Origin of the sequence: Naasia sp. SYSU D00057 (genome assembly GCF_017916505.1) — a bacterium.
Classification (GTDB): domain Bacteria; phylum Actinomycetota; class Actinomycetes; order Actinomycetales; family Microbacteriaceae; genus Naasia.
In genome coordinates, this window is record NZ_JAFMSZ010000001.1 from 1,245,995 (window position 1) to 1,270,988 (window position 24,994).

The 24,994-nt window shown below is 72.6% G+C and carries 25 protein-coding genes; 6 read left to right on the top strand and 19 right to left on the bottom strand.

Annotation, left to right across the window (positions count from 1 at the left end):
- Positions 1-72: 72 nt before the first annotated feature.
- Positions 73-771, top strand: a complete 699-nt coding sequence (locus J3P36_RS05935) for a hypothetical protein (RefSeq protein ID WP_307806963.1) — start codon at positions 73-75, stop codon at positions 769-771.
- A 7-nt stretch (positions 772-778) separates the two neighbouring features.
- Here J3P36_RS05935 and J3P36_RS05940 read toward each other — a convergent pair whose 3' ends face one another.
- On the bottom strand, positions 779-1,570 hold the full coding sequence (locus tag J3P36_RS05940; RefSeq protein ID WP_210506285.1) for a metal-dependent hydrolase: 792 nt from the start codon (positions 1,568-1,570) through the stop codon (positions 779-781).
- A 204-nt stretch (positions 1,571-1,774) separates the two neighbouring features.
- Here J3P36_RS05940 and J3P36_RS05945 point away from each other — a divergent pair, with 204 nt between their 5' ends.
- Positions 1,775-2,866, top strand: coding sequence for a GNAT family N-acetyltransferase (locus J3P36_RS05945; RefSeq protein WP_210506286.1), 1,092 nt, complete (start codon positions 1,775-1,777; stop codon positions 2,864-2,866).
- Positions 2,867-2,974: 108 nt separating this feature from the next.
- Here the strand turns inward: J3P36_RS05945 and mutM are convergent, their stop codons facing one another.
- The 12 genes from mutM to J3P36_RS06005 form a co-directional block, all read right to left on the bottom strand.
- Positions 2,975-3,880 carry a bifunctional DNA-formamidopyrimidine glycosylase/DNA-(apurinic or apyrimidinic site) lyase gene (gene mutM / locus J3P36_RS05950; protein WP_210506287.1) on the bottom strand — a complete coding sequence of 302 codons (906 nt, stop codon included), beginning with the start codon at positions 3,878-3,880 and terminating at the stop codon, positions 2,975-2,977.
- Position 3,881: 1 nt separating this feature from the next.
- Positions 3,882-4,619, bottom strand: a complete 738-nt coding sequence (gene rnc / locus J3P36_RS05955) for a ribonuclease III (RefSeq protein WP_210506288.1) — start codon at positions 4,617-4,619, stop codon at positions 3,882-3,884.
- 1 nt (position 4,620) lies between these two features.
- The gene (gene rpmF / locus J3P36_RS05960) at positions 4,621-4,824 is read right to left on the bottom strand and encodes a 50S ribosomal protein L32 (protein ID WP_210480822.1); all 204 of its coding nucleotides are present in this window, start codon (positions 4,822-4,824) and stop codon (positions 4,621-4,623) included.
- A 3-nt stretch (positions 4,825-4,827) separates the two neighbouring features.
- Positions 4,828-5,370, bottom strand: a complete 543-nt coding sequence (locus J3P36_RS05965; protein ID WP_210506289.1) for a DUF177 domain-containing protein — start codon at positions 5,368-5,370, stop codon at positions 4,828-4,830.
- 52 nt (positions 5,371-5,422) lie between these two features.
- Complete coding sequence (locus tag J3P36_RS05970; RefSeq protein ID WP_210506290.1) at positions 5,423-6,772, bottom strand: aspartate aminotransferase family protein; 1,350 nt, start codon at positions 6,770-6,772, stop codon at positions 5,423-5,425.
- Positions 6,773-6,833: 61 nt separating this feature from the next.
- Positions 6,834-8,009, bottom strand: a complete 1,176-nt coding sequence (locus J3P36_RS05975; RefSeq protein ID WP_210506291.1) for an ABC transporter substrate-binding protein — start codon at positions 8,007-8,009, stop codon at positions 6,834-6,836.
- Between the two features lie 67 nt (positions 8,010-8,076).
- Positions 8,077-8,844 (bottom strand): ABC transporter permease, encoded by a 768-nt coding sequence (locus tag J3P36_RS05980; RefSeq protein WP_210506292.1) that lies wholly within the window; start codon positions 8,842-8,844, stop codon positions 8,077-8,079.
- Entirely contained in the window at positions 8,844-9,689 is an 846-nt protein-coding gene (locus J3P36_RS05985; RefSeq protein WP_210506293.1) for an ABC transporter ATP-binding protein, read from the bottom strand. The genes J3P36_RS05980 and J3P36_RS05985 overlap by 1 nt, the downstream gene beginning before the upstream one ends.
- A 52-nt stretch (positions 9,690-9,741) precedes the next feature.
- Complete coding sequence (locus tag J3P36_RS05990; RefSeq protein ID WP_374100705.1) at positions 9,742-10,662, bottom strand: ABC transporter permease; 921 nt, start codon at positions 10,660-10,662, stop codon at positions 9,742-9,744.
- Between the two features lie 2 nt (positions 10,663-10,664).
- On the bottom strand, positions 10,665-11,681 hold the full coding sequence (locus tag J3P36_RS05995) for a TIGR03842 family LLM class F420-dependent oxidoreductase (RefSeq protein ID WP_210506294.1): 1,017 nt from the start codon (positions 11,679-11,681) through the stop codon (positions 10,665-10,667).
- Positions 11,682-11,693: 12 nt separating this feature from the next.
- A complete protein-coding gene (gene hydA / locus J3P36_RS06000) occupies positions 11,694-13,130 on the bottom strand; it encodes a dihydropyrimidinase (protein ID WP_210506295.1) in 1,437 nt (478 codons plus the stop codon).
- Between the two features lie 19 nt (positions 13,131-13,149).
- Complete coding sequence (locus J3P36_RS06005) at positions 13,150-13,998, bottom strand: nitrilase-related carbon-nitrogen hydrolase (protein ID WP_210506296.1); 849 nt, start codon at positions 13,996-13,998, stop codon at positions 13,150-13,152.
- A 253-nt stretch (positions 13,999-14,251) separates the two neighbouring features.
- Between J3P36_RS06005 and J3P36_RS06010 the strand changes: the two genes are divergently transcribed.
- The 3 genes from J3P36_RS06010 to J3P36_RS06020 all read left to right on the top strand — a co-directional run bounded on the left by J3P36_RS06010 (position 14,252) and on the right by J3P36_RS06020 (position 17,246).
- Positions 14,252-15,307: a putative F420-0 ABC transporter substrate-binding protein gene (locus J3P36_RS06010; protein ID WP_374100706.1), complete on the top strand. Its 1,056-nt coding sequence runs from the start codon at positions 14,252-14,254 to the stop codon at positions 15,305-15,307.
- 86 nt (positions 15,308-15,393) lie between these two features.
- Positions 15,394-16,467, top strand: coding sequence for a putative F420-0 ABC transporter permease subunit (locus tag J3P36_RS06015; RefSeq protein ID WP_374100707.1), 1,074 nt, complete (start codon positions 15,394-15,396; stop codon positions 16,465-16,467).
- On the top strand, positions 16,464-17,246 hold the full coding sequence (locus tag J3P36_RS06020) for an ABC transporter ATP-binding protein (RefSeq protein WP_210506298.1): 783 nt from the start codon (positions 16,464-16,466) through the stop codon (positions 17,244-17,246). Before J3P36_RS06015 ends, J3P36_RS06020 begins: the two co-directional genes overlap by 4 nt.
- Here the strand turns inward: J3P36_RS06020 and J3P36_RS06025 are convergent.
- Complete coding sequence (locus J3P36_RS06025; protein ID WP_210506299.1) at positions 17,243-18,469, bottom strand: cytochrome P450; 1,227 nt, start codon at positions 18,467-18,469, stop codon at positions 17,243-17,245. The two genes, J3P36_RS06020 and J3P36_RS06025, sit on opposite strands and share 4 nt — an antisense overlap.
- 135 nt (positions 18,470-18,604) lie before the next feature.
- Here J3P36_RS06025 and J3P36_RS06030 point away from each other — a divergent pair, with 135 nt between their 5' ends.
- Positions 18,605-19,105: a hypothetical protein gene (locus tag J3P36_RS06030; RefSeq protein ID WP_210506300.1), complete on the top strand. Its 501-nt coding sequence runs from the start codon at positions 18,605-18,607 to the stop codon at positions 19,103-19,105.
- Between the two features lie 52 nt (positions 19,106-19,157).
- On the opposite strand, the gene fgd is transcribed toward J3P36_RS06030, so the two are convergent.
- The 5 genes from fgd to J3P36_RS06055 form a co-directional block, all read right to left on the bottom strand.
- Positions 19,158-20,180 (bottom strand): glucose-6-phosphate dehydrogenase (coenzyme-F420), encoded by a 1,023-nt coding sequence (gene fgd / locus J3P36_RS06035; protein ID WP_210506301.1) that lies wholly within the window; start codon positions 20,178-20,180, stop codon positions 19,158-19,160.
- A 23-nt stretch (positions 20,181-20,203) separates the two neighbouring features.
- Complete coding sequence (locus tag J3P36_RS06040) at positions 20,204-20,992, bottom strand: coenzyme F420-0:L-glutamate ligase (RefSeq protein ID WP_210506302.1); 789 nt, start codon at positions 20,990-20,992, stop codon at positions 20,204-20,206.
- A gap of 1 nt (position 20,993) precedes the next feature.
- Entirely contained in the window at positions 20,994-21,989 is a 996-nt protein-coding gene (locus J3P36_RS06045) for a TIGR03557 family F420-dependent LLM class oxidoreductase (RefSeq protein ID WP_210506303.1), read from the bottom strand.
- A 56-nt stretch (positions 21,990-22,045) separates the two neighbouring features.
- A complete protein-coding gene (coaD, locus tag J3P36_RS06050) occupies positions 22,046-22,561 on the bottom strand; it encodes a pantetheine-phosphate adenylyltransferase (protein ID WP_210506304.1) in 516 nt (171 codons plus the stop codon).
- A gap of 249 nt (positions 22,562-22,810) precedes the next feature.
- Positions 22,811-24,985 (bottom strand): ATP-dependent DNA helicase RecG, encoded by a 2,175-nt coding sequence (locus J3P36_RS06055; protein ID WP_210506305.1) that lies wholly within the window; start codon positions 24,983-24,985, stop codon positions 22,811-22,813.
- Positions 24,986-24,994: the final 9 nt, after the last annotated feature.

The following is a 24,994-nucleotide window of genomic DNA, read 5'->3' on the forward strand; positions in this document are numbered from 1 at the left end:
GCAGCCAGGCGGCGCACGCCCTGACATAGACTCCCGTTTCCGCCTCTCCCGCCCTCCCGGAAGGACGCCGCCGTGCCCGCTCGCACCTCGACGCGGACGTCCACGTCCCGTCCGCGGACCGCGGTCCCGGTGCGCCGGCGCCGTCCCGGCCGGCGGCGCCGGTCGCGCCGCCCCTCGGCCGCGGTGCGCGCCCGGCGCCGGGCGCTGCTCGTCCGGGGCGGCTGGATCGTCGCCGTGCTGGCGGTGGTGGGCCTCTGCTTCGCCGCCGCCGCGGCACGTGCCGGCGCACCTGGCCTCGTCTGCTTCGACGCGGCCGGCAAGCCGGTCGACCCGGGCCTCTCCGTCGCGGGCTACGGAGGCGAGCAGCTCGCGAACGCGAAGACGATCGTCGACACGGGAGCCGCCCTCGGCGCCCCGCGGCAGGCTCAGGAGATCGCCGTGATGACCGCGATGGGCGAGTCCGGCCTCCGCGTGCTCGACTACGGCGACGCCGCCGGCCCGGACAGCCGAGGGCTCTTCCAGCAGCGTGCCAACGGCGCGTGGGGCTCCTACGAGGACCGGATGAACCCCGCCGTGAGCGCCGGCAGCTTCTACCGGGTGCTGCTCGCCCTGCCCGACTGGCAGAGCCTCGAGCCGACGATCGCGGCGCATCGGGTGCAGCGCAACGCGGACGAGCGCCACTACCAGCGCTGGTTCCCCGCGGCGCAGGAGGTCGTTGCCGCGGTCAGCAGACCCGCACTCGACTGCTCGATCGGCGGGAACGCGGGCTGACCCCGGCCTACGGCGCCGCGGCGGCGAGGATCGGGAGGCCGCCGAGGAGGCGCATCCCGACCTCGACCAGGCCGTACGTGCAGTAGACCCCGAGGGCGATCGCGGCGACGTACTCGCGGATCGAGCCCGCGTTGCCGAGCAGCGGGAGCGCGATGTACCCGTTCGGCTTCCACAGGTCGTTGAGCACGTCGGTGCGCCGCCACCAGGAGGGCGGGCGCACGCGGATGGGCCACAGCAGGCCGGGGATGCCGCCCACGGTGAGCGCGTCGCCGGCGAGGTGCGCGACGTAGCCGATGCCGACGGCGAGCGGGAACCAGACCGCGGTGTCCGCCGCGTACACGAGCACGAGCAGGGCGGCGAGCAGGCCGAGCGCCCACGCGGTCCGCCAGTGCCGCACCAGGTCGCGGGCCTTGACGGCGAACGTGATGAGCGCGACCGTCGCGACGGCCGGCCCCACCGGCGAGTCGCCGAGGAGCGGCAGGTCCATCCGCCAGCGGCCGAGGGCGACGGCGCCCGCGGTGACGAGCCCCGCCGCGAGCAGCGTGTGGGCGCCGTGGCGGTGCCCGCCGCTCGCGTCGCCGATCGCGTCGGTGATCAGCGGACCGAGCACGGGCACCGAGTGCGCGATGGTGGCGCTGCGGTGGTCGGCGTCGGGCAGCAGCGCGGCGCCCGCGCACACCATCGCCCCGGCCAGCACGCCCGCGGGCTCGAGCGGCGCGATGCCGGTGCCGAACGCCGGCAGGGCGGCGGTGACCGCGAACCACGCGGCCGTCCCGCTCGTCGCGTGCGTGAACCCCATCACGAGGAACATAGTGCGGTGCTGCGCGGCCGGGGCCGATGCGGCACGCCGGGCACCACCTCCCCGCAGCGGTCCGGCAGGACTTCCTGCGCTCAGCAGGAGATCCGGGCCCGGAATGTCCTGCCGACTGCAGAAAGTCCTGCCGAAGGCAGGAGCCCGGTCCTCCACTCGAGCATCCGGCCCCGCGCTTGGGATACTGGCGCGGTGAGCGTCCCGGGACTCGACATCCGCCTCCTCGACATCCCCGCCACCATCGCCGACGACGACGGGTCGTTCGCCGAGATGGTGCGCGTCCGCAACGAGACGGAGGCCGCCGCGCTCGGCAGCTTCGACCTCGCCCCGGACCCCGCCGGCCTGCTCGTCGAGTACCACGACCGCTGGTTCGACCGGCGGATCTGGGTCGCCCGTGTGGAGGGGCGCATCGTCGGCCGCGCGTTCGTCGAGCTGCCGCTCGAGGAGGGCGCCCGCATCGCGGTCGTCGAGGTCGAGGTGCACCCGGACTGGCGGGGCCGCGGCATCGGGTCCGCGCTGCTCGAGCTCGGCGAGGGCCAGGCGGCGCAGGCGGGCCGCCGCACCCTGCAGGCGTGGCCCATCCACACGCGCGGGAACGACGGCGGCGAGCGGCTCGCGCCGCCCACCGGCTTCGGGACGCTGCCCGCCGGGGACCCCGGCGTGCGGTTCCTGCGCCGGGCCGGCTGGACGCTCGAGCAGATCTACCGCATCAGCCGCATCGACCTCGCGGAGTCGACGGCGCGCACGGCGGACGCGCTGCGCCGCGGGCGCGAGGGCGCCGGCGACGACTACGACGTGCTCGTGTGGGCGGGCGCGACGCCGCCGGAGCGCGAGGAGGACCAGGCGGCGCTCTACGCGCGCATGCTGACCGACGCCCCGTCCGCCGGGCTGGTCGTCGATCCCGAGGAGTGGACGCCGGAGCGGGTGCGCGACACCGACAGCCGAGCGGAGCAGGGCGGCTACCTGCTCGTCACGGCCGCCGCTCGGCACATCGCGACCGACCGGCTCGTCGGGTTCACGAACGTCTACATCCCGTCCGACCGCAGGAGGCCCGCCGACCAGGGCGACACGCTCGTGCTCAAGGAGCACCGCGGCCACCGGCTGGGGCTCCTGATCAAGGCCGCGCTGCACGAGGCGGTGCCCGTCCACTCCCCCGAGACGACGGCCATCACCACGTTCAACGCCGAGGAGAACCGCTACATGCTCGACGTCAACGAGGCCCTCGGCTTCGTCCCGATCGGCTACCAGGGCGTCTGGCAGAAGTCGCTGCCGGAGGCGCGCTAGCGGTCCTCTCCCTCAACAGGCACTTCTGCCCTCAACAGGCGGAAACGGGCGGTCCTCGCCTGTTGACGGGATTCCCGCCTGTCGGAGGAGAGGAACCGGTGGGAGCGGTCAGGCGGCGGGGCGGGGCAGGCGCTGGCAGTGGGGGCAGTAGTGGCTGCTGCGGTTCATGAAGCTCGTGCGCGCGATCGGCCGGCCGCAGCGGGCGCACGGCTTGCCCTGCTGGCCGTAGGCGTTGAGGCGCTGCGCGAAGTAGCCGGACGCGCCGTTCACGTTGACGTACTGAGCGTCGAAGCTCGTGCCGCCGTCCTCGAGCGCCCTCGCGAGCACGTGCCGCAGCTCCGCGAGCAGCGCCTTCCCCTTCGCGCGGGACAGGGACGCGGTCGGGGTGTCGAAGTGGAGGCGCGCCGCCCACAGCGCCTCGTCGGCGTAGATGTTGCCGATGCCGCTGACGAGAGTCTGGTCGAGGAGGGCCCGCTTGATGCCGGTCCCCTTGCGCGCGAGCGCGGCGAGGAAGCGGCGGTCGTCGAACGCCGGGTCGAGCGGGTCGCGCGCGATGTGCGCCACCTGCGACGGCACCACCGGGTCGGGCGACCCGAAGCCGCCGGCCGCACCGTCGCGCGTCGGCACGAGGTCGTCGACCGCCATGGACCCGAAGATGCGCTGGTCGACGAAGGCGAGCGAGAGGGGCCCGTGCTCGGGCGACTCGACGTCGAGGCGGATGCGGAGGAGCCGGTCGTCCGAGGCGTCGATCGCGCGGAGCAGCACCTGGCCGCTCATGCCGAGATGCGCGACGAGCGTGCGGCCGCCGCCGGCGAGCGGCAGCCAGAGGAACTTGCCGCGGCGGACCGCGCCGGCGAAGCGGGAGCCGACCAGCTCGTCGACGAACGTGTCGGAGGTGCCGGCGTGCCGGCGCAGCGAGCGTACGTCGAGCACGCGCACGCCCGTGACGGTCGCGCCCGCGACGGCGGGCTCGAGGCCGGCGCGGACGGTCTCGACCTCGGGGAGCTCCGGCACGTCAGGCCCCGGGGTCGGGGGCGCCGGCCTTGCGCTTGTGCTTGACGAGGCGGTTCCAGGCCTCGAGCGCGGCGGCCATCTCGGCCTGCTTCTTGCTCGAGCCCTCACCGGTCGCGGTGACGAGGGTGCCGACGGTGACGGTGGCGGTGAACATCCGCGAGTGGTCCGGGCCGGTCGCCGTGATCGAGTAGGCGGGCAGGCCGGCGCCCCGTCGCGAGGCGACCTCCTGCAGGCTCGTCTTCGGATCCAGCGCGCCGAAGCGGTCGGGGTCGTCGGCGAGCGGCCGGACGAGGCGCAGCACGAGCGCGGTCGCGACCTCGTCGCCGGCGGAGAGGAACACGGCGCCGATGATCGCCTCTACGCAGTCCGCGAGGATCGACGACTTGTCGCGGCCACCCGTGCGGTCCTCGCCGCGCCCGAGCCGGAGGAACGCGCCGAGCCCCAGCCCGCGCGCGATCTCGGCCAGCGCGACACTCGAGACGAGGCTCGCGCGGCGCTTGGCGAGGTCGCCCTCGTCGAGATCCGGGTGCTCGGTGAACAGCTGCACCGTCACGGCCTTGCCGAGGATGGCGTCGCCGAGGAACTCGAGCCGCTCGTTGTGGGGCAGCCGGCCGTGCTCGTACGCGTACGAGCGGTGGGTGAGCGCCAACTCGAGGAGGCCCGGGTCGATGTCGACGCCGAGCCTCTCGATCAGGATGCCGCGGTCCGCGGCATCCGCAGGTGCGGAGCTACCGCCCAAGTCAGACGTCGGCGACCTTGCGGCCCTTGTACTCGAGGTACAGCTCGGTGCCCTGGGAGTCCTCGACGACCTTCGCGCGGTGCGGAAGGCTGTAGGTGACCTTGCCGTTCTCGATGGTCTTCACCAGGGTCGGCACGGAGGCCTTCCACTGGGAGCGGCGGGCGTGGGTGTTGGCGCGCGACTTCTTCCGCTTGGGAACAGCCATGGGTTATCTCTCTTCTCTCGGAACGTCCGGGTTGTCGCGGTCCGCGCCCTCAGCGAGAGGGGCGAGCGCCGCCCACCGCTCATCGAGGGGGGCCTCGCGCTCATCGTCCGCGAGCACCAGCGCGATGCCTTCGGGAAGCTCGACCTGTTCGGTCTCCCCCGGCTTCACCGGCTGGAACGGCAGTGCCAGCACCACCGCGTCCCTCACGACCTGTTCAAGATCCACGTGGTCGCCTTGAACCTCGTAGTCGGAAGGAACCTCAGAAGGATACGCGAAAAGCTCCTGGAATTCGACCTCGACGGGGAGGTCGAAGTCGTCGAGCGTGCGCGCGTCCTGGGCGTCGGCGACGGTGCTCACGCTGCCCGTCGCGAGGATCCCCTCGTGCACGGACTCGAGCCGGACCTCCAGGTGCACGTCGCGTCCCTCGGGTACCCAGGCGAGCCCCTCGCCGAGCCGCTCGGGCGCCGCGACGCTGAACTCGCGTTCGCGCTGCTCCCCCGGGCGGTTCACGATGTCCCGGATGTTGACCAGGTAGTTCGCTGCCACGGGGGCAGTTTACGCCGCGCACGCAGGGGGTCCCGTCCGCGCGAGACCCCGTCTACAGCGCGGCGAGCGCCTCGTCGAGGATCGCGAGGCCGCGCTCGGCCTCCTCGCGCGTGATCACACAGGGCGGGACCACGTGGATCCGGTTGTCGGCGCTGAAGGGCAGCATGCCGCGCCGCAGCAGGTCGGCCTTGAGACGGCCGAGCTCCTGCGCCCCGAGGGGGCTCCGCGACGCCCGGTCGCCGACGAGGTCGAGCGCCCAGAAGACGCCGACGCCGCGCACCTCGCCGATCACCTCGTGCTTCTCCGCGAGCGCGGCGAGGCCGGGGCCCAGCACGTCGCGGCCGATCGCGGCCGCGTTCTCGACGATGCCCTCCTCCTCCATGGCGTCGAGGGCGGCGACGATCGACGCCATCGCGAGCGGGTGGCCCGAGTAGGTGAGGCCGCCCGGGAACACGGCGTCGTCGAACTGCTCGGCGATCCACGGCGGGATGATGACGCCGCCGGCGGGCACGTAGCCCGAGTTGACGCCCTTCGCGAAGGTGACGAGGTCGGGGACGACGCCCTCCGGGTTGACGCCCGGGTTCTGGAACGCGAACCAGTCGCCGGTGCGGCCGAAGCCCGCCATGACCTCGTCGAGGATGAGCACGATGCCGTACTTGTCGGCGAGCGCGCGGACCCCCGCGAGGTAGCCGGGCGGCGGGACGAGCACGCCGGCCGTGCCGGGGATCGTCTCGAGCAGCAGGGCCGCGATCGAGGAGGCGCCCTCCGCCTGGATGACGCGCTCGAGGTGGTGCAGGGCGCGCTCGCTCTCCTGCTCCGGGGAGTCGGACCAGAACTCGCTGCGGTAGGCGAACGGGCCGAAGAAGTGCACATGGGCGCGCGCGTACTCGTTGGGCACGCGCCGCCAGTCGCCGGTGGCGGTGATGGCCGCGCCGGTGTTGCCGTGGTACGAGCGGTAGGTGGAGAGCACCTTGTCGCGGCCGGTGACCAGGCGGGCGAGACGGATCGCGTTCTCGTTGGCGTCGGCGCCGCCGTTGGTGAAGAACACCTTCGAGAACTCGTCGCCCGCGCGGGCGAGGATGCGCGAGGCGGCCTCCCCGCGCGCCAGGTTGGCGTGGGCGGGCGCCACCGTCGTCAGCAGCTCGGCCTGCGCCTTGATGCCCGCGAGCACCTTCGGATGCTGGTGCCCGATGTTGACGTTGACGAGCTGGCTCGAGAAGTCGAGGTACTCCTTGCCGGCGCCGTCCCAGACCGTGCTGCCGAGTCCGCCGGCGATGACCATCGGAGCGAGTGCCGCCTGCGCCGACCAGGAGTGGAAGACGTGCGCCCGGTCGAGCTCGAGCGCGCGGCGCCCCTCGTCGGCGTCGGCGGCGGTGCCGCGTGCGGGGGTGGCGAGTGTCATGTGCGTTCTTTCGTGTCGGAAAGGGTGCGGCCGGGAAGGACTCCCGGCCGCACCGCGGGTGCTAGTTGCCGCCCTCGTTGAGGGTGACCTCGATCGGCGTGAAGTCCTCGCCGATCACATCCTCGCCCTCTTCCTGGAGCTCCGCGAGGGCCTGCTCGACGTACTCGTTCGAGTAGGCGGTCTCCGGCGGGTCGTCCGTGATGATGGTGGCGCCGGTCTCGTTCTCGGTGCTCTTGGCGATCTCGACCGTCTGCGCCCAGGCGTCCTCGTCGATCATGCCGATGCCGCCCGACGTCGACGGCCAGATGAGCTTGTTCACCTCGTTCGTCATCCAGAGCTGGTGGCTCGTGCCGAGCGTCGACCCGGCGGCGGTGACGATGTCGGCCGCCTCCTCCGGGTTGTCGCGGGCGAAGATCCAGCCCTTGATCGACGCCTTGATGAAGGCGACCGTCGTCTCCTGATACTCCTCCTCCTCGGCGAGCCGGTCCGCGTCGGCCCAGATCGCGTCCTGGAGCATGGCGGTGCCCTCCTCGTTCCAGTCGATGACGTTGAGGTCCTCGGGCTGGTAGAGCTCGCCGGTGTCCGGGTTCACCGTCTCGAGCACCTGCGCGTACTCGTTGTAGGTCATCGCCTGCGCGGCGTCGATGTCGCCCGCCAGGAACGCGTTCATGTCGAACTGCTGCTGCACGAGCGTGATGTCGCCGAGGGCGACACCCGCCTTCTGCATGCCCGCGAAGAGCTCCCACTCGTTGCCGAAGCCCCAGCTGCCGACCGTGTGGCCGGCGAGGTCCGCCGCGGTGGTGATGTCCTTGTCCTTGAACGAGATCTGGGTCGTCGCGCTGCGCTCGAAGATCTGCGCGACGTCCGTGACGTTGGTGCCCTGCTCGATCGAGCCGAGCACCTTGGGCACCCAGGAGATCGCGTAGTCGGCGGCGCCCGCCGCGATCTCGTCGATCGGCACGGTGTCGGTGCCGGACTCCTGGATGGTGACGTCGAGCCCCTCCTCCTCGTAGTAGCCCTGGTCGAGCGCCGCGTAGTAGCCGGCGAACTGCGCCTGGGCGACCCACTGGAGCTGCAGCGTGACCGGGGTCAGCTCTCCCCCGCCGTCCCCGCCTCCGCCGCCCGTGCCACCGCCGGTGTCGCCGCCCGACCCGCTCCCCGAGCACCCGCTCAAGGCGAGGGCGCTGATGGCGCTGACCGCGGCGATGCCGGGCAGCAGCCGAATGCTGTGTCTCATCACTTCCTCCTCGTTGTGCTGCTTCCTCGTAGTGCTGGTGGTGCTCCATCCGCGCGAGGCGGACGTGTCAGGCGTGGCCGCGGTGCCGGTTCGCCAGGATCTCGAGAGCGAGGGTGACGCAGTAGAAGGCGAGCCCGAGCAGGATCGCCCCTCCGACGTAGGCCCACGCGAGGGCGTAGTTGCTGCTCGACACGGCGCTCGTGATGGCGCGGCCGACGCCGTCGATCGGGCCGCCGAAGTACTCGGCGACGAGGGCGGAGATGACCGCGAGGGACGACGCGATCCGGAAGCCGGTGAAGACGTAGGGCAGCGCGACGGGCAGCGTCACCGTCCGGGTGGCCTGCCAGGGCGACGCCGCGTACGCCTTCATGAGGTCGCGGTGCACGGGGCGCACCTGGCGGAGGCCGCGGAGCGTGTTGAGGAAGACGGGGATGAACACCGCGATCGCGGCGACCAGCTGCCGGGCGGTCTGCGCGTTGGCCCCGAACATCGTGTAGAAGACGGGCGCGAGCGCGACGATCGGGACCACGGCGAGGCCCGCGACGAGCGGGGCGGTGATCTGGTCGACCACCCGCACGAGCGCGGCGAGGACCGCGAACAGGATGCCGACGATCGAGCCGAGCATGAGCCCGACGAGGGCGTTCCAGCCGGTGAGGAGCGCGCTCGCGAGGATCGTGTCCGGGGTCTGCCCGAAGGCGGTGCCGATCGCGAGCGGGCTGGGGATCACGAACGGCTTGACGTCGAACACGACGACGACGAGCTGCCACAGCGCGAGCGCGGCGATCCCGAGCACGATCGGGGCCACGACCGTGCGCGCCGCCGTCGCGCCGCGCATCAGCGGTTCTCCACTCCGCGGACGGCGCCGCGCGCGGCCTGCTCGCCGTGCAGCAGCTCGCGCACGGCGCTGACGCTCGCGAAGAAGTGCTCGTCCTCGCGGAGCGCGTCGCCCCGCTCCCCCGCGCGGCCGAGGTCGACGTCGAGGATGTCGCGGATGCGGCCGGGCCGCGGCGACATCACGACCACCCGGTTGGAGAGGAAGACGGCCTCGGGGATCGAGTGCGTCACGAACACGACGGCCGCTCCGGTCTCCGCGCAGATCCGAACGAGCTCGGTCTGCATGCGCTCCCGCGTCATCTCGTCGAGGGCGCCGAACGGCTCGTCCATCAGCAGCAGGCGCGGGCTCTCGGCGATCGCGCGGGCGATGGCGACGCGCTGCTGCATGCCGCCGGAGAGCTGGTCGGGGTAGGAGCCGCCGAAGTCCGCGAGCCCGACGAGCTCGAGCAGCTCGGTGACGCGAGCCGCGCGCTCGGCGCGGCCGGCGCCGTGCAGCTCGAGCGGCAGCTCGACGTTGGCGCGGACGGTGCGCCACGGGAGGAGGCCGGCCTGCTGGAAGGCGATGCCGTACTCCTGATCGATGCGCGCCTGCCGCGGCGTCTTGCCGAAGACGCTCACGGCTCCCGTCGTGGGGCTGTCGAGGTCGGCGATGAGGCGGAGGAGCGTGCTCTTGCCGCAGCCGGACGGGCCGATGAGCGAGACGAACTCGCCGGGCGCGACGGTGAGGTCGATGTCCTGCAGCGCCGTGACGGTGCCGCTCCTGGTCGAGAACGTCTTGTCGACGCCCGTGACGGAGACGGCGGGCGCCCCGATCGGCGCAGAGCCGGTGCTGGGCAGATCGGTCATGCGCTTCTTCCTTCGAGAGCGGACGGGAGCGGCGGCGCGGCCGGGACACCGGTCATGCGCTCACCTCACCGCGGCGGAAACGGCCGAGCGCGAGGCCCAGCAGGGCGACGAACCCGGCGGCGGCGAGGCCGAGCAGCACCGCGCCGAGGATCGGGGCCCACGTCTTGGCGGGGTCGCCGCTGCCGGACTGGGCGTACTCGATGATCATCCGGCCGATGCCGCCGCGGAGGCCGATGGAGACCTCGGCGACGACGGCGCCGACGACCGCGTTCGCGGCGGCGAGCCGGAGCGCGGGCAGCAGGTAGGGCACGCTCGCGGGCAGCCGCAGGCGCCAGAGCGTCACCCACCAGCCGACCGCGTAGGAGCGGAACAGCTCGACGTGGTTGGTGTCCGGCGACCCGAGACCGCGGAGGGCGCCGATCGCGACCGGGAAGAAGGCGAGGTAGGACGCGATGACGGCCACGCTCATCCACCCCTCCCACTGGAAGGAGCCGATCTCGATCTGCGAGCCCCAGCGTCGCACGAGCGGGGCTATGGCGATGAGCGGCACGGTCTGGCTGAGCACGATCCACGGCAGCACCGCGGACTCGGCGGTGCGGAACCGCTGCATGAGCAGCGCGAGCGCCATCCCGACCACCACGCCGACGAGCCAGCCGACCCCCGCGACGCCGAGCGAGAACGCGGCCGCGCCGAGCACCGCCTGCCAGACCGGCGGCGAGCCGGCGGTGCTGTTCACCGGCTGGCCGAGGCGGGCGAGCACGTCCCAGACGTGCGGCATCGCGAGGTCCGTGGTGCGCGGCAGCACGGTGAGGCCCCCGACCACCACGCCGCCCTCCGGGCCGAGCGCCTTGTAGAGCTCCCACATGGCGGCGAGCAGCAGGATGCCCAGGGCACCGAGCCCGACCTGCCGCCACCGCGCGCCCGCGCCGATGCGGCGCCGCAGCCGCGACCCCACCATCCCGGCTGCGCTCATCGTCACGCCTTCGCGGTGATGGCGTCGCGCAGTGCAGGGATGACCGTCTCGCCGTACACGCGGAGGGTCTCCTCCTTGTTGTCGTGCTGCAGGTAGCCGGCGAACTGGTCCACTCCGAGCGCCTTCAGGCGCTCGAGCTTCTCGATGTGCTGCTCGGCGGTGCCGAGCACGCAGAACCGGTCGACGATCTCGTCGGGCACGAAGGTGGTGTGCGTGTTGCCGGCGCGGCCGTGCTCGTTGTAGTCGTACTCCTGCCGACCCTTGATGTAGTCGGTGAGCGCCTGCGGAACCGCGCCGCTGCTGCCGTACTTCGCGACGATGTCGGCCACATGGTTGCCCACCATGCCGCCGAACCAGCGGCACTGGTCGCGCATGTGCTCCCAGTCGTCGCCGATGTAGAAGGGAGCGGCGACGCAGAACTTGACCGACGCCGGGTCGCGGCCCGCCTTCTCGGCGGCCTCGCGGACGGTGCGGATCATCCACTCGGCGATGTCGACGTCGGCGAGCTGCAGGATGAAGCCGTCGCCGACCTCCCCCGCGAGCTTGAGGGCGAGCGGGCCGTACGCGGCCACCCACACCTCGAGCTCGCTGCCGACGCTCCACGGGAACCGCAGCGTCGCCCCGTTGTACTCGACCGCCCGCGAGTTGCCGAGCTCGCGGATGACGTGGATCGACTCCCGCAGCTCCTTCAGCGTCGTCGGCTTGCCGTTCGTCACGCGGACGGCGGAGTCGCCGCGGCCGATGCCGCAGATCGTGCGGTTGCCGTACATCTCGTTGAGCGTCGCGAACACGGACGCGGTGACCGTCCAGTCGCGGGTCGCGGGGTTGGTGACGAACGGGCCCACCTTGATCCGCCGCGTCTCGGCGAGGATCTGGCTGTAGATGACGTACGGCTCCTGCCACAGCAGGTGTGAGTCGAACGTCCACACGTGGCTGAACCCGTGCTGCTCGGCGAGCTTCGCGAGCGCCACGGTCCGCGACGCCGGCGGGTTGGTCTGCAGGACCGCTCCGAACTCCATGTCAGGCCCCCATCAGATGAGGTACTGCGAGAGGCCGCGCTTGACGTAGCGGCCGTCGCCCTTGGCGCCGAGGTACTGGTCACCGTCCACCACGACCTTGCCGCGGGAGATCACCGTGTCGACGTGGCCGTCGATCTCGTAGCCCTCCCACGCGCTGTAGTCCATGTTCATGTGGTGGGTCTTGTCGACGCCGATGGACGTGTGCCCGTTCGGGTCGTAGATCACGATGTCGCCGTCGGCGCCGGGGGCGATCACGCCCTTCCTGCCGTAGAGCCCGAACATGCGGGCCGGGGTGGTGGAGGTGAGCTCGACCCAGCGCTCGAGGGTCAGCTCCCCCGTCACGACGCCCTGGTACATGAGATCCATCCGGTGCTCGATCGAGCCGATGCCGTTCGGGATCTTGCGGAAGTCGCCGACGCCCAGCTCCTTCTGCCCCTTCATGCAGAAGGGGCAGTGGTCGGTCGACACCATCTGCAGGTCGTTGGTGCGGAGGGCCTGCCACATCGCGTCCTGGTGGCCCTCGGCGCGGCTGCGCAGCGGAGTCGAGCAGACCCACTTGGCCCCCTCGAAGGCGCCCCACTCGTCACCGCGGGCGCCCAGCTGCTCCTCGAGGGAGAGGTAGAGGTACTGCGGACAGGTCTCCCCGTACACGTTCTGCCCGCGGTCGCGCGCCCAGGCGAGCTGCTCCACCGCCTGCTTCGCCGAGACGTGCACCACGTAGAGCGGCGCACCGGTCACGTTCGCGAGCATGATCGCGCGGTGGGTCGCCTCCTCCTCCATCTGCCAGGCGCGCGCGATGCCGTGGTAGTAAGGATCCGTCTTGCCCTGGGCGACGAGCTGCTCGGCCAGCACGTCGATGGCCGGGCCGTTCTCCGCGTGCATCATCGTGAGCAGGCCCGTCTCGGCCGACTTCTGCATCGCCCGGAGGATCTGCGCGTCGTCGCTGTAGAAGACGCCGGGGTAGGCCATGAACAGCTTGAAGCTCGTGACCCCCTCGTCGATGAGGCCGTCCATGGCGGTGAGCGCGTCGGCGTCGACGCCGCCGATGATCTGGTGGAAGCCGTAGTCGATCGCGCAGTTGCCCGCGGCCTTCTCGTGCCACGCGGCGAGCCCGTCCTGCACCCGCTCCCCCGTGCGCTGCACGGCGAAGTCGATGATCGTCGTCGTGCCGCCCCACGCGGCCGCCCGCGTGCCCGATTCGAAGGTGTCGGAGGCGGCGGTGCCGCCGAACGGGAGCTCCATGTGGGTGTGCGCGTCGATGCCGCCGGGGATGACGTACTTCCCGGTCGCGTCGATCACGGTGTCGACGGTGGACGCGAGGTCCGTGCCGAGCAGAACGCTGCCCGGCGCGAGCACCGCCGCGATGGTCTCGCCGTCGATCAGGACGTCCGCCTGCGTGCGCCCCGTCGAGGTGACCACGGTGCCGCCGGTGATGAGTGTCGTTGCCATGTTCTGTTTTCCCGTCGGCTCAGGGGGCGGTGATGGCGGCGTAGGAGTCGGGGCGGCGGTCCCGGTAGAACTGCCACTGATTGCGGACCTCGCGGATCATGTCGAGGTCGAGGTCGCGGATGACGATCTCCTCGTGCTCGCTGCTGCCCAGCTCGCCGATGTGGTTGCCGCGCGGGTCGACGAACTGGCTGGAGCCGTAGAAGGTGACCGCGGCCTCGCCGTACTCGTTGTCCTCGCGCCCGACCCGGTTCGGAGCCGCGACGAAGTAGCCGTTCGCCGCTGCCGCCGCGGGCTGCTCGATCTCCCACAGCCGGTTGGACAGGCCCGGCTTGGTCGCGTTCGGGTTGAACACGATCTGCGCGCCGTTCAGCCCGAGCTCCCGCCAGCCCTCCGGGAAGTGCCGGTCGTAGCAGATGTACACGCCGATCGGCCCGACGGCGGTCTTGAACACCGGATAGCCGAGGTTGCCGGGACGGAAGTAGAACTTCTCCCAGAACTTTTCGAGGTTCGGGATGTGGTGCTTGCGGTACTTGCCGAGGATCGTCCCGTCGCTGTCGACGACCACGGCGGTGTTGTAGTAGATCCCGGGCTGGTCCTCCTCGTAGATGGGGAGGATCATCACCAGGTTCAGCTCCTTCGCGAGCCTCGCGAAGCGCTGCACGGTCGGCCCGTCCGCCGGCTCGGCGTAGTCGTAGTACTTGGCGTCCTCGGTGATGCCGAAGTACGGCCCGTAGAAGAGCTCCTGGAAGCAGATGATCTGCGCGCCCTGCTCCGCCGCCCGCCGCGCGAAGTCCTCGTGCTTCGCGATCATCGACTCCTTGTCGCCGGTCCAGGTGGTTTGGGTGATCGCGGCTCGGACGACGGTCATGAGTTCCTCTCGGTCGACGCTGACCCGAATCGGCGTGCGAAGCGGGCCGATTGCTACATTGCGGTGCCGAGATTTCCCGGTTGTTTCACCGCGTGACGGGAGCGTAAAACCTCGGGGCGCGGCGCCGCCAGCATTGCCCACCGAATCGTGATGCGACCGGCGCCGGGCGGCTTCCCTCCGAGCGGCAGCGGGGCCCGGAGTAGGCTGGAAGGGACCCCCGGGCCTGCTCTGGTCCGGTGCGTCGGTTCGGGCTGTGAGCCGGCTGGTCTCCCGCGGCGCACCGCCGCGCCTCGACCGCGCCTTCCAGGAGTTCCCCGTGCCCTTCCGCCGTTCCGTCCTGCTCGCCCTGCCCGTCGCGTCCGCGGCGCTGCTCGCCGGCTGCGCCTCCGGGCCCGCCGCCGGCTCGCCGACCCCGTCCGCCTCCGCGGCGGCGGAGACCGTGACCGTCGACAACTGCGGCACCGAGGTCGCCTTCGAGGCGGCCCCCGAGCGGGTCGTCACGATCAAGTCCACCTCGACCGAGATGCTGCTCGCGCTCGGCGTCGGCGACCGGATCGTCGGCACCGCCTTCCAGGACGGCCCCCTGCCCGACGACCTCGCGGACGACGGCGCCGGCCTGACGTCGATCGCCGACAAGTTGCCCTCCGAGGAGGCGGTGCTCGGCCTCGAGCCGGACCTCGTGTACGCCGGGTGGGAGTCGGCGTTCGCGGCCGACGCCGCAGGCGAGCGGGACGAGCTCGCGAGCCTCGGAGTCGCCTCCTACGTGTCCCCGGCCGCCTGCAAGGAGCCCGGCTACCAGCCCGAGAAGCTGACCTGGGACGACGTGTTCGCCGAGATCACCGAGGTGGGCGACATCTTCCGCGTCCCGGATGCGGCCGCCGAGCTGGTCGACGAGCAGGAGGCCGAGGTGGCGGCGATCGAGCCCGACGACCGCGGCCTCACCGCGCTCTGGTACTCCTCGGGCACCGAGACCCCCTACGTGGGCGCCGGCATCGGCAATCCGCAGCTCCTCCTCGACACGATCGGCCTCGACAACATCGCGGGTGACGTCGAGGACACGTGGACCTCGATCGGCTGGGAGTCGGTCGTGGCGGCCGACCCGGACGTCATCGTCCTCGTCGACGCCTCGTGGAACTCGGCGCAGAAGAAGAGGGACCTGCTCGCCGCCGACCCCGCCCTCAGCGGGCTGACCGCGGTGCAGAACGAGCGCTACCTCGTCGTGCCGTTCGCGGCGAGCGAGGCGGGCGTCCGCAGCGCGGACGCGGCCGCGGACCTCGCCGCTCAGCTCGCCGAGCTCGACCTGCCCTGACGGAACTCCCGGACCGCCGTCCGCCGCCCCTCGACATCCGAATCCCTCCGCCGCCCCTCGAGTGACAAATTATGAGGTTCTCCGCCGTGACCGCCCCCGATCGCACCGTTCCGGTGGCGCGGGGCGCGTTCCTCCTTGATTCGTTGCGCGCGTCCCACCTCACGGCGGTCGGAGCGGGGACGCTGCTCGCCGCGCTCCTCGTCGTCTCGGTCGCGGTCGCGGTGACGCTCGGCCCGGCCGACATCCGCGTCGGCGACGTGTGGCGGTCGATCGCCTCCCACCTCGGCCTCGGGGTGTCGCCGCTCAGCGCGCTCCGCGACGGCATCGTCTGGGAGCTGCGCCTCCCCCGCGTGCTCACGGCCGCTGCGGTCGGCGCGGGCCTCGCACTGAGCGGCGCCGTCATGCAGGCGCTCACCCGCAACGCGCTCGCCGACCCGTACCTCCTCGGGCTGTCCTCCGGCGCGTCCCTCGGCGCGGTCGCGGTCGTCCTGCTCGGCCTCGGCGTGCTCCTCCCGGTCGCGGCCTTCGCGGGCGCGATGGCGGCGCTCCTCGCCACGCTCGCCCTCGCCCGCGCGGCCGGCGCCCTGACCCCGGCCCGCACGGTGCTCGCCGGAGTCGCCGTGTCGTCGCTCGCAGGCGCGGTGACGAGTCTCGTCATCTTCTGGACCGCGACCGGCGACTCCTACCGCGAGATCCTCGGCTGGCTGCTCGGCTCCCTCGCGGGCGCCCGGTGGCCGGCGGTCGCGATCGCGGCGGGTGCGGTGCTCGTCGTCGGCATCCCGCTCGTGCTCGTCGCGCGCCTGCTCGACGCCTTCGCCTTCGGCGACACGTCGGCCGCCGCCCTCGGCGTGCCCGTCGAGGCGGTCCGCTGGACGCTCCTCGGCGCGACCGCGCTGCTCACCGGCGCGCTCGTCTCCGTGAGCGGCTCGATCGGCTTCGTCGGGCTCGTGCTGCCGCACGCGATCCGGCTGCTCACCGGCCCCGGGCACCGCCGGCTGCTGCCGCTCTCGGCCCTCGCCGGCGCCGTCTTCCTCGTCTGGGCGGACACGGCAGCGCGGACCCTGTTCGATCCCCGCGAGCTGCCGGTCGGCGTGGTCACCGCCATCCTCGGGGCCCCGGTCTTCGCCCTGCTGCTCGTCCGCCGCCGGAGCCGGTCGTGACCGCCCTCCGCGCCGACCGCGTCCGCGCGAGCGCGGGCGGCCGCCTCGTCGTGGACGGCGTCGACGTCACGGCAGCTCCCGGCACCGTCACGGCTGTGATCGGGCCGAACGGCGCGGGCAAGTCGACCCTGCTGCGCACGCTCGCCGCCGTCGACCGGCCCGACGACGGCACCGTCCGCTACGGCGCCGACGACGCGTTCGCGCTCCGCCGCCGCGAGCGGGCGCGCCTCGCCGCGCTCGTCGAGCAGGACGCGACCACGGAGCTCGACCTCACGGTCGCCGACACGGTCGCCCTCGGCCGCCTGCCGCACGAGGGATTGTGGGGAGGCGATGCCGCCGAGCGGTCCGGCATCGTCGGCGCGAGCCTCCAGGCGGTCGGAATGACCGCGTTCGCCGATCGCCGCGTGACGACCCTCTCCGGCGGCGAACGGCAGCGCGTCCTGCTCGCGAAGGCCCTCGCTCAACGCACTCCGCTGCTGCTCCTCGACGAGCCGACCAATCATCTCGACATCGCGGCGCAGTTGACCACCCTGGGCCTCCTGCGCCGCCTCGCCGCCGCCGGCACGACGATCGTCGCGGCCCTGCACGACCTGGGGCTCGCGATCGCCTACGCGGACGCGGTCGTCGTGCTCGCGGCGGGCCGCGTCGTCGCGGCCGGCCCGACCCGGGAGACGCTCACCCCGGCCCTGCTCCGCGCGGTCTACGGCGTCGACGCGGTGCTGCTCGAGCATCCGGGCACCGGCCGGCCGGTGCTCGCGCTCGACCTGCCGGGCGACTAGGCGAACCGGAGGCGCAGCCCGCTGCGGATCTTGGCGGGCATCTCGCTCCACGTCACCCGGAGGTCCTGCCCCGGCTCCGCCTGCCAGGACGCCCGCGCGAGCACGCGGACGCCCGCGGCGATGATCGCGTTCGTCGCCGACTCCCCCGGGCAGCGGTGATCCTCGAGGTAGTCGCCGCCTCCTTGGGCCACGATGTGGCGCGGGTCGGCGGTGAGGAACCGGTCCGGGTCGAACCGGTCGGGATCCGGCCAGAGCCTCGCATCGTGGTTCGTGCCGTAGAGGTCGAGCATCACCCAGTCGCCCTCCGCGAAGTCGGCCTCCCGCCAGGAGAACGGGCGGCGCACCCGGCCGGCGATGATCGGGAAGAAGGGGGTGCGCCGGCGCACCTCGTGGGCGAAGCGGGCGGCCGCAGCCGGGTCCTCCGCGACGGTGTCCCGATGCACGGGGCGCTCGGACAGGGCGAGGGCCGCGAACTCCACGAGGCGCACCACGGCGACCGTCGGCCGGAGCAGGTTGAGCAGCTCGATCGCGGCGACGTCCTCGGGCAGCGGCAGGCCGTCGTCCCCCGTCCAGCGGGCGAGCGCCTCGAGAGGAGATCCCGCGGGCGGCACGACGCGGCCGTCGCGCACGGCGACGATCAGGCGGGTCGCCCACCGCTCGGTGCGGTGCCGGCCCAGCCGGGCCGCCCAGTTGAGGGGCCCGAAGGTGCCCGCGCGCTCCACCATGGCGGCGAGTTCACCGGTCCGCGCGTGGAACTCCTTCTCGGGGATGTCGGGGATGCCCGCCCAGCGGAACGCGGTGCGCGCGAGGATCGGGCCGAGCTCGTCGTGCAGGACGACCGGGTCCCCGCCCCGCCACCGCGCGATCGCGGCCTCCAGCTCGACGGCGAACAGGTCCGCCATCCGCTCGTCGCCGCCGGCCGTGAGCAGCGCGAGGAAGCCGCCCTTGCGGTGCCGGTGCGAGTCGTCCTCGAGGGTCTGGACGCTGCCGACGTCCTGCAGCAGGTGGAGGACGGACGGCGGCATCGCGCCGGCCCGGTCGAACCGGCCGCCCTCGTAGAACAGGCGGGCGGCCTCGGCGCCGCGGATGCAGACGACCGGCCGCCCCATGAGGCGGGTGCGGAACGCGTCCGAGCCGATGCGGTCGCACGTGCTGCTGATGTAGCGGTAGCCGTCGGCGACGAACGGGACGGAGCTGTCGGGTGTGGCGAGCGTGGGGATCATCGCACCTCCTCGTCCAGCGTACGGACGCGAGGCTCCCGCGGCGCGGGCTTGCGGCGTCCGTCCAGGCGCCGCACACCCGCGTCCGGCGGATCTGCAATCGTTGAGGGAAGGCTCCGGCTGCAGTACCGTCCGCACATGCATCAGCTCGGCGTGGAGCTTCCGACTATTGCCGCCGGTGGCCAGGCGGCGGAGGCGTCGTGGCTCAGTTCCGCAATCGCGGGACTGATCGGCGTCCTGGTCGGCGCGCTCCTCGCCTTCGTCACGAGCATCTACTTGGCTAACAGGGCCGAGAGAGCAGAGGCCCGCAGCATCATCTATTACGACCTGATTCACGACGTCTTCGACGAACTCTGGGAGCTCGCGGGTCAGGCGAGGATCGGTCGCTCGTTGTCCCGTAACCGCATATCGAATGCAATAACGATCACCCGCCGAATCGAGATGCGGTCGAGGGCCCTGCGTAAACGTCGGTATCAGCGACTTGCCCGCCAAGTCCACGGCAACCTTGCGGATCTTCAGCAGACGTATCAGGGCGGTCCCCTCACCGGCTCGCAGCGCAAGGCGATCCTCATGTCCGCGCGTTCACTCGATCGCCTGAATGCGGAGCTCGGTCGAGAGTTGGCCCGCTACTTCCCTTGACCAGGGAACTGCGGCGTCCGTCCAGGCGCCGCACACCCGCGCCCGGCGCGGGTCAGGCCATCGCGCGGAGGCGCGGCGCGAGGTCGCGCTCGAAGAGCTCCAGGAAGCGGCGCTGGTCGTCGCCGGGGCCGTGGAAGACGAGGTGGTTGAACCCCCAGCGGATGTACTGGCCGATCTTGTCCGCCACCTCGTCGGGATCGGAGCCGACGATCCAGCGCGACGCGATCTGCTCGATGGGCAGGGCATCGGCGGCCCGCTCCATCTCGACCGGGTCGTGGATGGACGACTTCTGCTCGGCGGACAGTGACAGCGGGGACCAGAAGCGGGTGTTCTGGAGCGCGGCGTCCGCGTCGGTGTCGTAGCTGAGCTTGATCTCGATCATCCGGTCGATCTGCTCGGGATCGCGGCCGGCCGCCGCGGCGCCCTCGGCGACGGCGGGCAGCAGCTTCTCGGTGTACAGCTCGGCACCCTTGCCGGAGGTGCAGATGAAGCCGTCGCCGCTGCGCCCCGCGTACTTCGCGACGACGGGCCCGCCGGCGGCGATGTAGACGGGGACGCCGCCCTCGGGGCGGTCGTAGATGCTCGCGTCGTGGGTGCTGTAGTACTCGCCCGCGAAGTTGACGCGCTCGCCGGCCCACAGCTCGCGGATGAGCCGGACCGACTCGCGCAGGCGGGCGAAGCGCTCCTTGAACTCCGGCCAGTCCTGCTCCCCGGCGCCGCGGAAGCCGGTCGCGATCTCGTTGAGCGCCTCGCCGGTGCCGACGCCGAGCATCACGCGGCCCGGGTAGAGCATCCCGAGGGTCGCGAAGGCCTGCGCGATGACGGCCGGGTTGTACCGGAACGTCGGCGTGAGCACCGAGGTGCCGAGCTGGATGGTGGACGTGCGCTCGCCCACCGCGGTGAGCCACGCCAGCGCGAAGGGGGCGTGCCCGCCCGTGTGCCGCCAGGGCTGGAAGTGGTCGCTGACGGTCGCGCTCTCGAAGCCGTGCTGCTCGGCGGCGACCGCGAATTCGACGAGGTCGCGGGGGCCGAACTGCTCAGCGGAGGCCTTGTAGCCGAGCTTGAGGGGGAGCATGGGGATCCTTTCGGAGGGTCGGGTCAGGACTCGTCGCCGTCGCCGTCGAGGGCCTCGCGGAAGCCGGCGTCGTAGCCGTCCCGGTAGCCCTCGTCGTACGCCTCGTCGCTGCCGAGCCGGAACATGTCCTGCTCGGCGGAGCGGACGAGAGTGCGGGCGCCGGGCGCGTCGAGCTCGGCGACGAGGTGGTCGAGGCCGCGCACGACGGCCACCGGCAGGGATGCCGCCTTGCCCTTGACGAGGTCGGCGGCCGCCGCGAGCTCGTCGGCGACCGCGGGCACGGTCACGTCGAGCGGGCGGCCTGCGGCGTCGCGCGTGCCGCGGAGGTCGTCGACGACGCGGACGCCGGCCGCGCCGATCGCCGCGTCGGTCTGGCCGACCCGCCAGGGCCGGCCGAGCGTGTCCGTCACGAGGACGCCGACGCGGGCGCCCCGATCGCGGAAGGCAGCGGCGATGCGGCGGGCGGACGCGTCGGGGTCGACGGGAAGCAGGAGCACGTGCCCCGCGGGCACGTTGCTGGAGTCGACGCCCGCGGCCGCCTGCACGATGCCGAGCCGGTTCTCGACGATGCGGGTGACGCCCGCCGCCGACGGGCGGGTGGCGACGACGCGCACGGTCTCGTCGGTGATCGCCTGCTCGCGGTCGGCCGCGGCGATGAGCCGCCCCTCCGCCTTCGCCACGATCTTGCTGCTGATCACGAGGATGTCGCCGTCCTCGGCGTCGGGCAGGGCGTCGAGGAGGATCGCGGCGAGATCATCGCCGGCGGCGATCTCGGGGATGCCGGGCACCGCCCAGACGGAGTAGCCGGCCACGTCAGCGCACCAGCTTCGGCAGGACGTCGCGGGCGAACACGTCGATCCACTCGCGCTGGTTGCGGCCGACGTTGTGCAGGTAGATGCGGTCCGCGCCGAGGTCGGCGTAGCGCTGGATCGCGGCGCGGTGCACGTCGGGGTCGGAGGAGATGACGACGCGGCCGTCGAAGTCCTCGGGGCGGACGAGCTTCGCGAGCTGCTCGAACTCGTAGGGCGAGCGGATGTCGCTGCGGGGGAACCGCATCCCGCCGTTCGGCCACTCGCGCAGGGCCGCAGCGAGGGCCTCCTCGTCGGTGGGAGCCCAGGACAGGTGCAGGCGCAGCACCTTGGTCGGCGCGGGACGACCGGCCTCGCGGGCCCCGTCGTCCACCCGGGCGAACAGCCCGGCGACCTTGTCGACGGGCGCGCCCACGGTGATCAGCCCGTCCGCCGAACGCCCGGCGCGGCGCGCGGTGACGGGGCCGGCGGTGGCGACGAGGACCGGCGGCGGCGCGTCCGGCATCGTCCAGAGCCGGGTCGACTCCATGCGGAAGTGCGTGCCGGAGTGCTTGACGTCGCGGCCGGCACGGGAGCCCTGGAAGAGCTTCGTGATGAGCTCGACCGCCTCGAACAGGCGGTTGATCCGCTCCGGCGCCTCGGGCCAGTACTGCCCGACGATGTGCTCGTTGAGCGCCTCGCCCGACCCGACGCCGAGCCAGTGCCGGCCCGGGTACATGGCGGCGAGCGTTGCGGACGCCTGCGCCACGACCGCCGGATGGGTGCGGTACGTCGGCGCGGTCACTCCCGTGCCGATGTCGCCGCTCGTGCGCTCGGCGACCGCGGTGAGCACGTTCCAGACGAACGAGCTCTGCCCCTGCGCGGGCACCCAGGGCTGGAAGTGGTCCGACGCGCTGACCCCGCGGAAGCCGCGGCTCTCGGCGTACGCCGCGAGCTCGACCGCCTCGGCGGGCGGGAACTGCTCGAGCATCGCCGCGTAGCCGACGGGAAGCGATGCCATGCGCTCATCCTTCCACTGCCCGCCGATCCGCCGCCCCGGGAAGGGACGCGGCCGTCCTACTGGGGACGGGAGGCGAGGAGGTCCGCGGAGGTGTCCGGCTGCAGGTAGTCGGCGACGGCGCGGGGCACGTACGGCGACACGTCGCCGCCGAGCGAGGCCACCTGCCGGACCAGCGAGCTCGACACGTGCGCGTGCGCGGGGTCCGGGAGCATGAAGATCGTCTCGACGCCCGCGAGGTTGCGGTTGACGATCGCCATCGGCGTCTCGTAGGCGACGTCGACCTGCGAGCGGATGCCCTTCACGAGCACCGAGGCGCCCACCTCGGTGCAGTAGTCGACGAGCAGCCCCACACTCCAGGACGCCACCTTGATGGAGCCCTGCAGACCGGCGTCCGCGATGCTCTGCTCGAGGAGGCTCACGCGCTGACTGATCGGCAGCAGAGCCGTCTTGGCCGGGTTGTGCACGACCAGCACGTGCAGCTCGTCGAACAGGTTCGCGGCCCGCTCGATGACGTCGACGTGTCCGAGAGTGACGGGGTCGAAGGACCCGGGAACCACGGCGATCCGGTGCATGCCGTCGAGCCTAACCGGGGCGATGTTTCCGGCTTGTTGCGGCACCCGTCCGTCCCCTGGTCGGCGCGGGTGGAACGTCCTCCCCGCGGGCGCTGTTCCACCCGCGCCGATGACGTTTCACCCGCGGCGAGCGAAGAGAGGGCGACTGCTCAGCCCTTGGCCAGGCTGTGCCCTCGGTTCCTCGCCGGCGGGCTGATGCTCAGCCCTTGGCGAGGCTGTGCCCTCGGTTCCTCGCTGGCGGGCTGATGCTCAGCCCTTGGCGAGGAACTCGCGCGCGGACTCGTCGAGGCGGCGGACGATCGCCTCCCGCAGCGCCGGATGTCCGGCCAGCACCGGGTCCTCGTCGAGCAGCTCCCCCGCCGCGGCACGGGCGTCGGCGATGAGGTCGGCGTCGCTGACGACGCGCAGCAGCCGCAGCGACGAGCGGCCGCCGGACTGCGTGGCGCCGAGCACGTCGCCCTCGCGGCGCAGCTCGAGGTCGATCTGGGCGAGCTCGAACCCGTCGAGGGTGCCGGCCACGGCATCCACCCGCTCCCGGGCGACGGTGCCCTGCTCGGCGGTCGTCACGAAGAGGCAGAGCCCCGGCAGTCCGCCCCGGCCGACGCGGCCGCGCAGCTGGTGCAGCTGGGAGACGCCGAAGCGGTCGGCGTCGAGCACGATCATGGTCGACGCGTTCGGCACGTCGACGCCCACCTCGATCACCGTCGTCGAGACGAGCACGTCGATGCGGCCCGCGGCGAAGTCCTGCATCACCGCGTCCTTCTCGTCGGCCGACATCCGGCCGTGCAGGGCGGCGACGCGGCGCCCCCGCAGGGGCTCGACGGTCGCGAGGAGGGCCATGGTCGCCTCGACGGACGCCCGCGGGGCGCCGGGAGGGGCCTCATCGGCCGGCTCGTCCCCGCCGCCGTCGTCCTCGGCGTCGTGCTTCGCGTCGATGGCGGGGCAGACGACGAAGACCTGACGGCCCTGCTCGATCTCCTCGGCGGCCCGCTGCCAGATGCGGTTCGTCCAGCCCGGATGGTCGGCGAGCGGCACGACGAAGCTCTCGATGCCCGCGCGCCCCGCGGGCAGCTCGGCGATGACGGACACGTCGAGATCGCCGAACACGGTCATCGCGACCGTGCGCGGGATGGGCGTGGCGGTGAGGACGAGCACGTGCGGCGGCGTTCCGCCCTTCGCCCGCAGCGCCTCACGCTGCTCGACGCCGAACCGGTGCTGCTCGTCGACGACGACGAGGCCGAGGTCGAAGAAGCCGACCTGGTCGCCGAGGAGCGCGTGCGTGCCGACCACGATGCCCGCCTGGCCGCTGACCGTGCGCAGCAGCGCGCGCTTCCGCTCGGCGGTCGACAGCTGGCCCGTGAGCAGAGTCGGCATGAGCTCGGCGGAGAGGTCGGGACCGAGCGACTTCACGATCGAGCGGAGGTGCTGGCCGGCGAGCACCTCGGTCGGCGCGAGGAGCGCGGACTGGCCGCCGGCGTCGGCGACCTGCAGCATCGCCCGCAGGGCGACGAGGGTCTTGCCGGAGCCGACCTCGCCCTGCACGAGCCGGTTCATCGGCACGGGCTCGGCGAGGTCGGTGGCGATCTGCTCACCGACCGCCGTCTGGTCGCCGGTCAGCCGGAACGGCAGGGACGCGTCGAAGCGCTCGAGGTAGCCGCCGGGCGCGGGCGGGCGGGCGGTCGCCGAGATCGCGCGGGCGGCCATCCGCTGCTCGAGAAGGGCCGCCTGCAGCACGAACGCCTCCTGCAGGCGGAGGGCGTCGCGCGCGCTGCGCCAGTCGGCGTCGCGCTTGGGCCGGTGGATCAGCTCGAGCGCCGCCCCGAAGTGGATGACGCCGAACCGCTCGCGGATGTCCGGCGGGACCGGGTCGTCGACAGGGTCGAGCGAGTCGAGGACGAGCGCGACCGACTGCGCGACCTTCCAGCTCGGCAGCGTGCTCGAGGCCGGGTAGATGGCGACGGGCTCGTCCGCCCACGCCTTGGCGGCGGCGCCCGACAGCGCAGGCTGATCCTCCTCGGGGAAGAGGTCGTAGTCGGGGTGCGCGAGCTGCGGGAGACCCTTGTAGCGGCCCACCTTGCCGGCGAAGATTCCGCGGACACCCGGCCGCAGCTGCTGGGCCCGCCACGCCTGGTTGAAGAAGGTGAGGGTGAGCAGCCCCTGGCCGTCCGAGATCTGCACCTCGAGGATCGACCCGCGGCGCGCCTGCATCTTGCGCTCGCGGACGGACCGCACCTCGGCGACGATCGTGACGTTCTCGTCGACCGGCAGCTCGGCGAGCGAGGTCAGCTCGCCCCGCTTGGCGTAGCGCCGCGGATAGTGGCTGAGCAGGTCGCCGACCGTGGTGACCCCGAACGCCTTGCCGAACGCGGCCGCGGTGCGGCCGCCCAGGACGTCGCCGAGCTTGCGGTCGAGCGGACTGGTCACCCGACGAGG

Excerpts from the sequence above, each read along its gene's own strand:
- J3P36_RS05940 (WP_210506285.1), bottom strand. The coding sequence starts at position 1,570 with ATGGGGTTCACGCACGCGACGAGCGGGACGGCCGCGTGGTTCGCGGTC.
- rpmF (WP_210480822.1), bottom strand. The coding sequence starts at position 4,824 with ATGGCTGTTCCCAAGCGGAAGAAGTCGCGCGCCAACACCCACGCCCGC.
- J3P36_RS05970 (WP_210506290.1), bottom strand. The coding sequence starts at position 6,772 with ATGACACTCGCCACCCCCGCACGCGGCACCGCCGCCGACGCCGACGAG.
- J3P36_RS05975 (WP_210506291.1), bottom strand. The coding sequence starts at position 8,009 with ATGAGACACAGCATTCGGCTGCTGCCCGGCATCGCCGCGGTCAGCGCC.
- J3P36_RS05980 (WP_210506292.1), bottom strand. The coding sequence starts at position 8,844 with ATGCGCGGCGCGACGGCGGCGCGCACGGTCGTGGCCCCGATCGTGCTC.
- J3P36_RS05985 (WP_210506293.1), bottom strand. The coding sequence starts at position 9,689 with ATGACCGATCTGCCCAGCACCGGCTCTGCGCCGATCGGGGCGCCCGCC.
- J3P36_RS05990 (WP_374100705.1), bottom strand. The coding sequence starts at position 10,662 with ATGAGCGCAGCCGGGATGGTGGGGTCGCGGCTGCGGCGCCGCATCGGC.
- J3P36_RS05995 (WP_210506294.1), bottom strand. The coding sequence starts at position 11,681 with ATGGAGTTCGGAGCGGTCCTGCAGACCAACCCGCCGGCGTCGCGGACC.
- hydA (WP_210506295.1), bottom strand. The coding sequence starts at position 13,130 with ATGGCAACGACACTCATCACCGGCGGCACCGTGGTCACCTCGACGGGG.
- J3P36_RS06005 (WP_210506296.1), bottom strand. The coding sequence starts at position 13,998 with ATGACCGTCGTCCGAGCCGCGATCACCCAAACCACCTGGACCGGCGAC.
- J3P36_RS06025 (WP_210506299.1), bottom strand. The coding sequence starts at position 18,469 with ATGATCCCCACGCTCGCCACACCCGACAGCTCCGTCCCGTTCGTCGCC.
- J3P36_RS06030 (WP_210506300.1), top strand. The coding sequence starts at position 18,605 with ATGCATCAGCTCGGCGTGGAGCTTCCGACTATTGCCGCCGGTGGCCAG.
- fgd (WP_210506301.1), bottom strand. The coding sequence starts at position 20,180 with ATGCTCCCCCTCAAGCTCGGCTACAAGGCCTCCGCTGAGCAGTTCGGC.
- J3P36_RS06045 (WP_210506303.1), bottom strand. The coding sequence starts at position 21,989 with ATGGCATCGCTTCCCGTCGGCTACGCGGCGATGCTCGAGCAGTTCCCG.
- coaD (WP_210506304.1), bottom strand. The coding sequence starts at position 22,561 with ATGCACCGGATCGCCGTGGTTCCCGGGTCCTTCGACCCCGTCACTCTC.